12 protein-coding genes are annotated in these 11,048 nt (G+C 72.8%); 6 read left to right on the top strand and 6 right to left on the bottom strand.

The window, feature by feature from the left end; translation table 11 throughout:
- Window positions 1-129 precede the first annotated feature (129 nt).
- Window positions 130-1,350 (bottom strand): acetyl-CoA C-acetyltransferase, encoded by a 1,221-nt coding sequence (locus ACTUAL_RS21005; RefSeq protein ID WP_440901442.1) that lies wholly within the window; start codon window positions 1,348-1,350, stop codon window positions 130-132.
- 201 nt (window positions 1,351-1,551) lie between these two features.
- Here ACTUAL_RS21005 and ACTUAL_RS21000 point away from each other — a divergent pair, with 201 nt between their 5' ends.
- From ACTUAL_RS21000 to ACTUAL_RS20990, 3 genes are all read left to right on the top strand, one after another.
- Complete coding sequence (locus ACTUAL_RS21000; RefSeq protein WP_096491474.1) at window positions 1,552-2,922, top strand: cystathionine beta-synthase; 1,371 nt, start codon at window positions 1,552-1,554, stop codon at window positions 2,920-2,922.
- Window positions 2,923-3,117: 195 nt separating this feature from the next.
- On the top strand, window positions 3,118-4,239 hold the full coding sequence (locus ACTUAL_RS20995) for an RDD family protein (RefSeq protein WP_096491475.1): 1,122 nt from the start codon (window positions 3,118-3,120) through the stop codon (window positions 4,237-4,239).
- A gap of 200 nt (window positions 4,240-4,439) precedes the next feature.
- A complete protein-coding gene (locus ACTUAL_RS20990; protein WP_440901441.1) occupies window positions 4,440-5,591 on the top strand; it encodes a cystathionine gamma-synthase in 1,152 nt (383 codons plus the stop codon).
- Window positions 5,592-5,700: 109 nt separating this feature from the next.
- Here ACTUAL_RS20990 and ACTUAL_RS20985 read toward each other — a convergent pair whose 3' ends face one another.
- From ACTUAL_RS20985 to hppD, 3 genes are all read right to left on the bottom strand, one after another.
- Window positions 5,701-5,973 (bottom strand): DUF2277 domain-containing protein, encoded by a 273-nt coding sequence (locus tag ACTUAL_RS20985; RefSeq protein WP_096491477.1) that lies wholly within the window; start codon window positions 5,971-5,973, stop codon window positions 5,701-5,703.
- A 44-nt stretch (window positions 5,974-6,017) separates the two neighbouring features.
- Complete coding sequence (locus ACTUAL_RS20980) at window positions 6,018-6,242, bottom strand: hypothetical protein (RefSeq protein WP_096491478.1); 225 nt, start codon at window positions 6,240-6,242, stop codon at window positions 6,018-6,020.
- A 133-nt stretch (window positions 6,243-6,375) separates the two neighbouring features.
- A complete protein-coding gene (gene hppD, locus ACTUAL_RS20975) occupies window positions 6,376-7,557 on the bottom strand; it encodes a 4-hydroxyphenylpyruvate dioxygenase (protein WP_096491479.1) in 1,182 nt (393 codons plus the stop codon).
- A 75-nt stretch (window positions 7,558-7,632) separates the two neighbouring features.
- Between hppD and ACTUAL_RS20970 the strand changes: the two genes are divergently transcribed.
- The gene (locus tag ACTUAL_RS20970; RefSeq protein ID WP_440901440.1) at window positions 7,633-8,154 is read left to right on the top strand and encodes an Lrp/AsnC family transcriptional regulator; all 522 of its coding nucleotides are present in this window, start codon (window positions 7,633-7,635) and stop codon (window positions 8,152-8,154) included.
- Window positions 8,155-8,341: 187 nt separating this feature from the next.
- Here ACTUAL_RS20970 and greA read toward each other — a convergent pair whose 3' ends face one another.
- Together greA and ACTUAL_RS20960 are read right to left on the bottom strand one after the other, a co-directional pair.
- Window positions 8,342-8,836: a transcription elongation factor GreA gene (gene greA, locus ACTUAL_RS20965; RefSeq protein ID WP_096491480.1), complete on the bottom strand. Its 495-nt coding sequence runs from the start codon at window positions 8,834-8,836 to the stop codon at window positions 8,342-8,344.
- Between the two features lie 207 nt (window positions 8,837-9,043).
- The gene (locus tag ACTUAL_RS20960) at window positions 9,044-9,463 is read right to left on the bottom strand and encodes a DUF4307 domain-containing protein (RefSeq protein ID WP_096491481.1); all 420 of its coding nucleotides are present in this window, start codon (window positions 9,461-9,463) and stop codon (window positions 9,044-9,046) included.
- 109 nt (window positions 9,464-9,572) lie between these two features.
- Between ACTUAL_RS20960 and mca the strand changes: the two genes are divergently transcribed.
- Window positions 9,573-10,454: a mycothiol conjugate amidase Mca gene (mca, locus tag ACTUAL_RS20955; RefSeq protein ID WP_096491482.1), complete on the top strand. Its 882-nt coding sequence runs from the start codon at window positions 9,573-9,575 to the stop codon at window positions 10,452-10,454.
- A gap of 29 nt (window positions 10,455-10,483) precedes the next feature.
- Window positions 10,484-10,807, top strand: coding sequence for a hypothetical protein (locus ACTUAL_RS20950; RefSeq protein ID WP_096497589.1), 324 nt, complete (start codon window positions 10,484-10,486; stop codon window positions 10,805-10,807).
- Window positions 10,808-11,048 lie beyond the last annotated feature (241 nt).

The following is an 11,048-nucleotide window of genomic DNA, read 5'->3' as shown; positions in this document are numbered from 1 at the left end:
ACCGCCCGGAGGGGGATGCTGCCGGCTGATCACCCGGCAGGACAGGCCCCGCCGGGCGGCGTCCGCGAATTTCCACCGGATGGTTCAACGGCGGGAGCGCGCTGACACCGCCCGAGGGCGGCCCTCAGCTCAGCTCAGCCGCTCCAGCACCATCGCCATGCCCTGCCCGCCGCCCACGCACATCGTCTCCAGCCCGAACTGCTTGTCGTGCGTCCGCAGCGAGTTGATCAGCGTCGTGGTGATCCGGGCCCCGGTCATCCCGAACGGGTGGCCGACCGCGATCGCCCCGCCGTTCACGTTCAGCCGGTCCAGGTCGACCCCCAGCTGCCGGTAGGACGGGATGACCTGCGCCGCGAACGCCTCGTTGATCTCCACCAGGTCGATGTCCGACACCGACAGCCCGGCCAGCGCCAGCGCCCGCCGCGAGGCCTCCACCGGCCCCAGCCCCATGATCTCCGGCGACAGCCCGGACACCCCGGTGGACACGATCCGCGCGAGCGGCGTGATCCCCAGCTCCTTGGCCTTCACGTCGCTCATCACCACCAGCGCCGCCGCCCCGTCGTTGAGCGGGCAGCAGTTCCCGGCGGTGACCCGCCCGTCCGGCCGGAACACCGGCTTCAACCCGGACACGCCCTCCAGCGTCACCCCGGCGCGGGGCCCGTCGTCCGCCGAGACGACCGTCCCGTCCGGCGTGGTCACCGGGGTGATCTCCCGAGCCCAGAACCCGCTCGCGATCGCCTGCTCGGCGAGGTTCTGCGACCGGACCCCGAACTCGTCCATCTCCGCCCGCGAGACGCCCTCGGCCAGCGCCAGGTTCTCCGCCGTCTGCCCCATGGCGATGTACACGTCCGGCAGCTCGCCCAGCTCGCGCGGGTCCTGCCAGCCGTCCGCGCCCTGCTCGGCCGCCACCCGGCCGCGCTCGGCGGCCGCCGCGAACAGCGGGTTCCGGGTGTCCGGCCAGCTGTCCGAGCTGCCCCTGGCGAAGCTGGAGACCACCTCGACCCCGGCGCTGACGAACACGTCGCCCTCGCCCGCCTTGATCGCGTGCAGCGCCATCCGGGTCGTCTGGAGGCTGGACGCGCAGTACCGGGTCACCGTCGTGCCGGGCAGCCCGTCGTGCCCGAGCAGCACGGACACCACCCGCGCCAGGTTGAACCCCTGCTCGCCGCCGGGGAGCCCGCAGCCGAGCATCAGGTCGTCGATCCGCGCCGGGTCCAGCTCGGGCACCTTCTCCAGCGCCGCCCGCACCACCTGCACGGCCAGGTCGTCGGGCCGGACGTCCTTCAACGACCCCTTGCCCGCCCGGCCGATCGGGGAGCGGGCCGCTGAGACGATGACGGCTTCAGGCATGGTGGGAACCCCTTCACGATGTCGCCGTTCGGCGCGCCTCGACGCGCGCCCACGCCCCTCAAGTTAACGCTCGTTCAGCACTTCGTCGCCCGGACAGGTGACCTGGTCCCCGTCCCACCCCGTGCTCGGCGGCGGCGGACGGGCCCTCCCGCCGGATACGCTCGTCCGCGTCGTGGAACGCCGTGGAAGGGACCTGGACCGGTGGAGTACGTCGAGAGCGTCGTCGACCTGGTGGGGAACACGCCGCTGGTGCGGCTCAACGCGGTCGCTGAAGGGCTCAAGCCGCTCGTGCTGGCCAAGGTCGAGTACCTGAACCCCGGCGGCAGCGTGAAGGACCGCATCGCCCTGCGCATGGTGGAGGCGGCCGAGCGGTCCGGCGCCCTGAAGCCCGGCGGCACCATCGTCGAGCCGACCTCGGGCAACACCGGGGTGGGCCTGGCGCTGGTGGCGCAGCAGAAGGGCTACAAGTGCGTCTTCGTCTGCCCGGACAAGGTCAGCGTCGACAAGCGCAACGTGCTCAAGGCCTACGGCGCCGAGGTCGTGGTGTGCCCGACCGCCGTCGCGCCCGAGCACCCCGACTCGTACTACAACGTGTCGGACCGCCTCGTCGCCGAGATCCCCGGCGCGTGGAAGCCCAACCAGTACGCCAACCCGGAGAACCCGGCCAGCCACTACCACGGCACCGGCCCGGAGCTGTGGCGGCAGACCGAGGGCCGGATCACCCACTTCGTGGCGGGCGTCGGCACCGGCGGCACGATCTCCGGCACCGGCCGCTACCTCAAGGAGGCCTCCGAGGGCCGGGTGAAGGTGATCGGCGCGGACCCGGAGGGCTCGGTCTACTCCGGCGGCTCCGGGCGGCCCTACCTGGTCGAGGGCGTCGGCGAGGACTTCTGGCCGGACGCCTACGACCGCACCGTGTGCGACGAGATCGTCGCCGTCTCCGACGCCGACTCGTTCGAGCTGACCCGGCGCCTGGCCCGCGAGGAGGGCCTGCTGGTCGGCGGCTCCTGCGGCATGGCGGTCGCCGCCGCGCTGCGGGTGGCCGAGAAGTGCGGGCCGGACGACGTCGTGGTCGTGCTGCTGCCCGACGGCGGGCGCGGCTACCTGTCGAGCGTGTTCAACGACCAGTGGATGGCCCAGTACGGCTTCCTGGCCCCCGACTCCACCGGCGCGACCGTCGGCGACGTGCTGCGCCGCAAGGACGGCACCATGCCGGACCTGGTGCACGCCCACCCGAACGAGACGGTCGCCGAGGCCGTCGCGATCATGCGCGAGTACGGCGTCTCGCAGATGCCCGTCGTCAACGCCGAGCCGCCGGTCATGGCCGCCGAGGTGGCGGGCGCGGTCAACGAGCGCGACCTGCTCGACGCGCTGTTCACCGGCAAGGCGCACCTGGCCGACCGGCTGGAGTCCCACATGTCGGTCAAGCTGCCCACGATCGGCGCGGGCGAGCCGGTGGGCGCCGCGATGACCGCGCTGTCCTCGGCGGACGGCGCGCTCGTGCTGGACGACGGCAAGCCCGCCGGAGTGGTGACCCGGCAGGACATCCTGGGTTTCCTCGCCGGTCGCTGACCGGTCCCCGAGCGGTTCCCGGAACCGTTCCCACCACCACCGACGGGTCCCGTCCCAGGTCTCTGATCTGGGGCGGGACCCGGCTCGGTTCTGCGGTTGCCCACGATCGGGCGCACGCCATCCGCTAGCGTTGGGCAGGCACATCCGCGAACCACTACGACCAACGGGCACACGCCTAGGGGGTTGGACACTCCGATGAACGCTCCGCAGCCGCCAGGGGACCAGCAGTTCGGCGGTCAGCCCCAGCCCCCCGCGGCTCCCAACCCCGACGCGACCCAGGTCGTGCCGCCGGGCGCGGGCCAGCCCGCCGCGAACCCCGACGCGACCCAGGTCGTGCCGCAGGGAGCGGGCGCGAACCCCGACGCCACGCAGGTGGTCACCCCCGGCATGACCCAGGGCGCGCAGCCCGGCTCCGACGCGACCCAGGTCGTGCCCGGCGGGTCCGGCGCCCAGGCCCCGCAGTACGGCACGCCGTCCGCCTCGGGCGGCTTCCCGGCGCAGCAGCCGGGGTACCCGCCGTCGAACCCGTACGGCCAGCCCGCCGCGCCGAACCCGTACGGCCAGCCCCCGTCCCCGTACGGCCAGCCCGGCTACGGCCAGCAGCCCGCGACGGGCATCCCCCAGGCCTACGGGCACGGCGGCTACGGCCAGCCCGCCCCGCCCGCCGGCGGGTACGCCGAGTGGGGCAGCCGCGTCATCGCAGGCCTGATCGACCAGGGCGTCGTGCTCGTGGCCGCGATCATCGCCGCGGTCCTCATGGGCAGCGTCGGCCCGAGCGACCTCGGCCTCATGATGAGCATCGCCGGGGTCCTCTACCTCGCCGCCATCGGCTGGGGGTTCTACAACCTCTACCTGATGGGCGCCACCGGGCAGTCGTTCGGCAAGAAGATCGCCAAGATCAAGCTGATCAGCGAGGAGACCGGCCAGGTCATCGGCTTCGGCGGCGCGTTCGTGCGCGGCCTGTGCCACTTCGTCGACAGCGCCGCCTGCGGCATCGGCTACTTCGCCCCGCTGTGGGAGAGCAAGAAGCAGACCTGGGCCGACAAGATCGTCAAGACGATCGTCGTCAACGTGCCCGACGCCCCCGGCGGCTACGGGCAGCAGCCCGGCGCCCCCGCGTACGGCCAGCAGCCCGGCTACGGCCAGCAGCCGCCGCAGGGCTACGGGCAGCAGCCCGGTTACGGCCAGGTCCCGCAGGCGGGCTACGGCCAGCCGCAGCAGCCCTACGGCCAGCAGCCCGGCTACGGCCAGGCCCCGCAGCAGCCGTACGGCCAGCCGCCCCAGCCCGGCTACGGCCAGCAGCCGCCGCAGTGGTGAGCTGACCCGCTCCCGCGACGGCGAGAAGCACCCCGAGCGCCCGCCCCACCGCACCGGTGGGTCGGGCGCTCGGCTTTCCGGCCCCCGGCTCGCCCGTCCCCGCCACCCCGGTTCCCCCGCTACGGTCATCCTGGTTCCCCCGTCCCGCCCACGCCGCGAGACGGGCGGTCCGCTCCGCGCCGGGGCCGTAGATTGACCCCATGACTGACAGCGGCCCACTCGGCTTCGCAACGCGGGCGATCCACACCGGACAGGAGCCGGACCCCACCACCGGCGCGGTCATCCCGCCGCTCTACGCCACCTCCACCTACGCCCAGGACGGCGTCGGCGGGCTGCGCAGGGGCTTCGAGTACTCGCGCACCGGCAACCCCACCCGCACCGCGCTGGAGCAGTGCCTCGCCGCGCTGGAGGGCGGCCGGTTCGGGCGGGCGTTCGCCAGCGGCATGGCCGCCACCGACACCGCGCTGCGGTCGCTGCTGCGCCCCGGTGACCACCTGGTCATCCCGAACGACACCGACGGCGGCACGTTCCGCCTCATCGACAAGGTGCTGTCCCAGTGGGGCGTCGAGCACACCCCCGTCGCGATCTCCGACGTGGACGCCGTGCGCGCCGCGATCCGCCCCAGCACCAAGCTGGTGTGGGTCGAGACGCCGACCAACCCGCTGCTCAACATCGCCGACATCGCCCTGCTGGCCGACGCCACCCGCGACGCGGGCGTGACGCTGGTCGTGGACAACACGTTCGCCTCGCCCTACCTGCAGAACCCGCTCGACCTCGGCGCGGACGTGGTCATGCACTCCACGACCAAGTACCTGGGCGGCCACTCCGACCTCATCGGCGGCGCGCTGGTCACCTCCGACGAGGAGCTCGACACCAAGTTCGCGTTCCTGCAGAACGGCTCCGGCGCGGTGCCCAGCCCGTTCGACGCGTGGCTGACCCTGCGCAGCCTCAAGACCCTCCAGGTCCGCATGGAGAAGCACTCGGACAACGCCGAGGCGGTCGCGCAGGCCCTGTCCGCGCACCCGAAGGTCGAGCGCGTGCTCTACCCCGGCCTGCCCGAGCACCCCGGCCACGAGACGGCGGCCAAGCAGATGCGCCGGTTCGGCGGCAAGGTGTCGTTCCGGGTCAAGGGCGGCGAGCAGGCCGCGCTCGCCGTGTGCGCGCGCACGGAGGTGTTCACGCTGGCCGAGTCGCTGGGCGGCGTCGAGTCGCTGATCGAGCCCCCCGGCCGCATGAGGCACGCCCGCGTGGCGGGCACCGAGCTGGAGGTCCCGGCCTCGCTCGTGCGGATCTCGGTCGGCCTGGAGGACGCGGACGACCTGATCGCCGACCTGTCGCAGGCCCTGGCCTGACGGACGGGCCTGACTGGCGGACCCCGAGCGGGCCCCGACGAGCGGGCCCCGACGACGAACGGGGGCGCCGGACCCAGGTCCGGCGCCCCCGCCCGTCAGCTCCCGCTGCTCAGCTCTTCGCGTACCGCTCGGCGGCCTTGGCCCTGGCCTTCGCCGCCTCGACCTCCCGGTCCCTGGGCGCCGCGGTGGTGACCAGCTCGCCCAGCAGCGCCCTGGTCGCCTCGGCCACGGCCGCGACGGCCGCCGCGAACGCCTCGGCGTTCGCCGCCGACGGCCGGGTGCTGCCGCTGACCTTGCGGACGTACTGGAGCGCCGCCGCCTCGACCTCGTCCTCGGTGGCGGGCGGTTCGAAGTTGTGGAGCACGCGGATGTTGCGGCACACGGCTTCTGCCACCTCCGAGGTGTCGGGTCAGGGCTGGGACCAGGTCAGGGCTGGAAGGGGTACTTGGCGTTGTCCGCCTGGACCGGAGCGGGTTCCAGGTCGGCGCCGTCCACGCAGCCACCCACGTACACGACCACATCGCCTTGCTCGACGAACCTGCCGACCTCGCCGCAACCAGCGTGCGCGACGGTGAAGAAGGCAGTCCCGGTGAGCGCCACGGCTGTGGCCACCGCTCCGGCGAACGACACGAACCGCGTCGAGAGCGCCATGCCACCTCCCCGGTGAGTGCTCGAACCCACCGCGAGCCTACCCGGACCACACACCGCAGCGCCCGCGTCCTCCGCAGGTCGACGGGCGGTAACGGCAGGTAGGGGGTGTGCCACACCCTCGGTGATCACCCGGTCAGAGGTTGCCCCTGCGCTCCTGCTCGCGCTCGATCGCCTCGAACAGGGCCTTGAAGTTGCCCTTGCCGAAGCCGAGCGAGCCGTGCCGCTCGATCAGCTCGTAGAACACCGTCGGCCGGTCGCCCACCGGCTTGGTGAAGATCTGCAGCAGGTAGCCGTCCTCGTCCCGGTCCACGAGCACCTTGTGCTCCTGGAGCACCTCGATCGGCAGCCGCACCTGCCCGATGCGGGCCCGCAGCTCCGGGTCCTCGTAGTAGGAGTCGGGGGCGTCCAGGAACTCCACGCCCGCCGCGCGCATCGCGGTGATCGTGCCGATGATGTCGTTGGTGGCCAGCGCGATGTGCTGCACGCCCGCCCCGCCGTAGAACTCCAGGTACTCGTCGATCTGCGACTTCTTCTTGCCCAGCGCGGGCTCGTTGAGCGGGAACTTGACCCGGTGGTTGCCGTTCGACACCACCTTGCTCATCAGCGCCGAGTACTCGGTGGCGATGTCGTCGCCGACGAACTCCGCCATGTTCACGAAGCCCATGACGCGGTTGTACCAGGAGACCCACTCGTCCATGCGGCCCAGCTCGACGTTGCCGACGCAGTGGTCGACCGCCTGGAACAGCCGCTTCGGCGCGCCCTCCGGCCTGCGGACCTGGGTCTGCCGCGCCTCGTAGCCCGGCAGGTACGGGCCGGTGTAGCGGGAGCGGTCCACCAGGCTGTGGCGGGTCTCGCCGTAGGCCGCGATGGCCGCCCTCCGCACGGTGCCGTGCTCGTCGGACACGTCGTGCGGCTCCTCCAGCACGGTCGCGCCCTGCGCGCGGGCGTGCGCCACGCACTTGTCCACGTCGGCGACCTCCAGCGCGAGGTCCACGACGCCGTCGCCGTGCGCCCGGTGGTGCTCCAGCAGCGGGCTGCCCGGCCGGACCCCGCCGTGCACCACGAACCGGGCCGACCCGGACTTCAGCACGTACGACTTGTGGTCGTGCTGACCGGTCTCCGGGCCCGCGTAGGCGACCAGGTCCATCCCGAACGCGGACTGGTAGAACAGCGCGGCCTGGGTGGCGTTGCCGACCACGAAGACCACGGCGTCCATCGACCGCACGGGGAACGGGTCCCGCGTCCCGTCGTAGTCGACCAGGCCCACCAGTTGGCGGAGCTGGTCGTAGCTCACGTCGTCAAGCTGATGCGTCATGGGCCACAGCGTGAGCCTGCGTGCGCAAGGTGGGCAACAGTCCGGGTTTCCGCTGAGCAGAATGTACAGTGGGCTGTGCCCGACGACCGGCAGGCTGAGCACTCTGACCACGAGGTGGACGTGGTGGACGCGCTCGACGCGCGGTTGCTGCTGCTGCTCACCGACGAGCCCAGGCTGGGCGTGCTGGAGTGCTCGCGCAGGCTCGGCGTCGCGCGCGGCACCGTGCAGGCCAGGCTGGACCGGCTGGTGGCGCGCGCCGTGCTGACCGGCTTCCCGCCCGCGCTGGACCTGGCCGCGATGGGCTACGGGCTGACCGCGTTCGCGGTGCTGGAGATCGCGCAGGGCGGGCGCCAGGGGGTCGTGCGGGGGCTGTCGGCGATCGACGAGGTGTGCGAGGTGCACGCCACCACCGGGCAGGGCGACCTGTTCGCGCGCCTGGTGGCCAGGTCGAACGACGACCTGCAGCGGGTCATCGACGAGATCGTGGCGGTGCGGGGGGTGCGCAGGGTGTCGACGTCCATCGCGCTGTCGACCCCGGTGCCGCCGAGGGTGCGCCCGCTGCTGGAGCGGGTCCGCCGGGGACGCCCCGCCCGCTGACCGCCCGGCCGCCGACCGCCCGGCCGCCGAGCGCCCGGCCGCCGAGCGGGTCGCCGATCAGGCCGCTGACCTGCCCCGACACGCGAAAAGGGCGGGTCGGCGCCGCGGCGCCCGTCCCGCCCTCCCTGCTCGGATGCTCGAAGGGCGGCCATCCTGTCCGGTGGCCGCCCGTGGCATCCAGCGCCGTTCAGCTCGCGTACGGGACCGCCTTGATCAGCGTCACCTTCATGGTGCTGCCGTTGGGCAGTTCGTACTCGCGGGTCTCGCCGTCCTTCGCGCCCAGCAGGGCCTTGCCCAGCGGGGACGAGGGGGAGTAGACCTCCGTGCCGCCGTGCGCGCCCTCCTCGCGGGTGGCGAGCAGGAACTCCTCGGTCTCGTCGTCGCCCTCGTAGCGCACCGTGAGCACCATGCCCGGCGCGGCGATCCCGGTGACGGTCGGCGCCTCGCCGACCTTGGCGACGCGGAGCAGCTCCTGGAGCTGGCGGATGCGGGCCTCCTGCTTGCCCTGCTCCTCGCGCGCCGCGTGGTAACCGCCGTTCTCGCGGAGGTCGCCCTCCTCACGGCGGGCGTTGATCTCCGCGGCGATGACCGGACGGTTCTCGATCATCTCGTCCAGTTCGGCCTTGAGCCGGTCGTAGGCCTCCTGGGTCAGCCAGGTCACCTCGGTGTCGCTCACGGTCACCAACTCCTCGTCTTGCTCCAGGCCTGCCTGCGTGGGCCGGCAGTTCCCGGACGCGAACGCCCGGAACGGAAAAACACGGCCCGCGCCGGGGCCGTGCTGAAGGGCTAGGGTAACACGACGGCAACGGCCGCCGGCCGGTTTCAGTTCCCGGCCGCGGCCCCAAACTCGCAGATCACCCGCTTGGCCGCTCCGGGCGGCCCACCGCCGCTACTCCCGGTTCAAATAGGCGGGCACCTCGTAGGAGCAACCGAAGACCTCTCCGGTCACCGGGGGCTTGGACGTGCGCACGACACCGGTCTCCACGGTGCCCCCGTCGCTCGCGGGGACGAGCACCTCGCGCCTGCCCGCCTCCTCGCCGTCCAGCGAGAGCGCGCGCAGCACGCACACGACCGGGCGCTCGGGCTGGTCGCGGTCGACGGTGAAGACGACCTCCATCAGGTCGTCGCCCAGCGCGTTGTACCGGAGCTTGTCGGAGGCGATCGGGGACGAGCCGAAGTTCGCGTACCCGGCCCAGCCGACCGCGGCGCCCGCCAGGACCCCGGCTACCAGGAGTGACCAGCGGGCCCACTTGGGCAGCGGCTTCCTGGCCGTTCCGTACCTGCCTTCGGGGAGCTCGCGCCGTGCCACTTCCGTGATCCTCCCGCCGGTGGGGAACAATCCACCTCGACAACCGAGTTGAAGTGTCGCAGGGCCCGACCGGGCCTTTAACGGCAGGGTTCCGGAGGAACTGCACGGCATGGGTGAGAAGCTGCGGCTGATGGCGGTGCACGCGCACCCCGACGACGAGTCGAGCAAGGGCGCGGCCACGATGGCCAAGTACGTCGCCGAGGGTCACGAGGTCATGGTGGTGACCTGCACCGGCGGTGAGGCGGGCAGCATCCTGAACCCCGCGATGGACCGGCCCGAGGTGCTCGCCAACATGGGCGAGATCCGCAGGGCGGAGATGGCGCGCGCCGCGGAGATCCTGGGCATCCAGCACCGCTGGCTCGGGTTCGTCGACTCCGGCCTCCCGGAGGGCGACCCGCTGCCCCCGCTGCCCGAGGGCTGCTTCGCCCTCGTGCCGCTGGAGGAGTCGGTGCCCCCGCTGGTGGAGGTGATCCGCGAGTTCCGGCCGCACGTCATCGTCACGTACGACGAGAACGGCGGGTACCCGCACCCCGACCACATCCGCTGCCACGAGGTCTCGATCGCCGCGTTCGACGCGGCGGGCGACCCGGACGCGCACCCGGAGCTGGGTGAGCCGTGGCAGCCGCTCAAGCTGTACTACTCGCACGGCTTCTCGCGGGCCAAGCTGACCGCCTTCCACGAGGCGATCCTGGCCATGGGCGAGGAGTCGCCCTACACCGAGTGGCTGTCCGGCTGGAACAAGGACCAGCCCGACGTCATGGAGCGGGTCACCACGCAGGTCGAGTGCGCGGACTACTTCCCGCAGCGCGACGCCGCCCTGCTGGCCCACGCCACCCAGATCGACCCGGCGAGCCGCTGGTTCGCGGTGCCGCTGGAGCTCCAGCGCGAGCTGTGGCCGACCGAGGAGTACGAGCTCCACCGGTCGCTGGTCGACAGCACCGTGCCGGAGGACGACCTGTTCGCGGGGATTCGGGAGAGGGTGACGGTGTGAGCCCGGTGCAGTGGTCGCAGACCACCGCCATGGTGGTGGCGCAGCAGCCGAGGGACAACGACCCCGGCGGTCAGAAGGAGGACTTCGGCAAGTCCTCCCCGGTCGGCCTGCTGATGCTGGTGCTGCTGCTGGCGTCGGTGTTCCTGCTGGTCAGGTCGATGAACAAGAAGCTGAAGAAGCTGCCCGCCTCGTTCGACGCGCCGGGCGCGGGCGAGGGGGCCGAGGCGAAGGCGCCGGTGAGCGCGGGCGCGAGCGTCATCGCCGCGGGCAAGGCCGCCGCGAAGGCCGCCAAGGCCGAGAAGAGGGCGGGCGGGGACGCCGCCCCGGCCGCCGAGGCGCCGAAGCAGGACTGAGCCCGGCCGCGGGCCAGCGCGGGGCGGGGACGGGGGCGCGGGCTCCCGACCCCGCCCCGTCGCGCTCCACCGGCGCGCGGGCCTGCCCCGTGGACGACCGGGGGCGGCAGCTCGTTCGCCTGCCCGGCTGCCGGCCGCCGCCTTCGGCGTTCCGGGAGCACGTGGTCGGGATCGGGGTTCCCCCAGCGGCCGTGTGGTCTCGTCGAGCTCCTGTTCACCGCTCGACGGGGCCGTCGGCCAG

Source organism: Actinosynnema sp., assembly GCF_052038725.1.
The sequence above is the reverse complement of the archived record's forward strand: the minus strand, read 5'-3'. Positions and strand labels throughout refer to the sequence as shown.

Excerpts from the sequence above, each read along its gene's own strand:
- ACTUAL_RS20980 (WP_096491478.1), bottom strand. The coding sequence starts at position 6,242 with ATGGCGCTCTCGACGCGGTTCGTGTCGTTCGCCGGAGCGGTGGCCACA.
- ACTUAL_RS20990 (WP_440901441.1), top strand. The coding sequence starts at position 4,440 with ATGACTGACAGCGGCCCACTCGGCTTCGCAACGCGGGCGATCCACACC.
- ACTUAL_RS20950 (WP_096497589.1), top strand. The coding sequence starts at position 10,484 with ATGGTGGTGGCGCAGCAGCCGAGGGACAACGACCCCGGCGGTCAGAAG.
- hppD (WP_096491479.1), bottom strand. The coding sequence starts at position 7,557 with ATGACGCATCAGCTTGACGACGTGAGCTACGACCAGCTCCGCCAACTG.
- mca (WP_096491482.1), top strand. The coding sequence starts at position 9,573 with ATGGGTGAGAAGCTGCGGCTGATGGCGGTGCACGCGCACCCCGACGAC.
- ACTUAL_RS20995 (WP_096491475.1), top strand. The coding sequence starts at position 3,118 with ATGAACGCTCCGCAGCCGCCAGGGGACCAGCAGTTCGGCGGTCAGCCC.
- ACTUAL_RS21005 (WP_440901442.1), bottom strand. The coding sequence starts at position 1,350 with ATGCCTGAAGCCGTCATCGTCTCAGCGGCCCGCTCCCCGATCGGCCGG.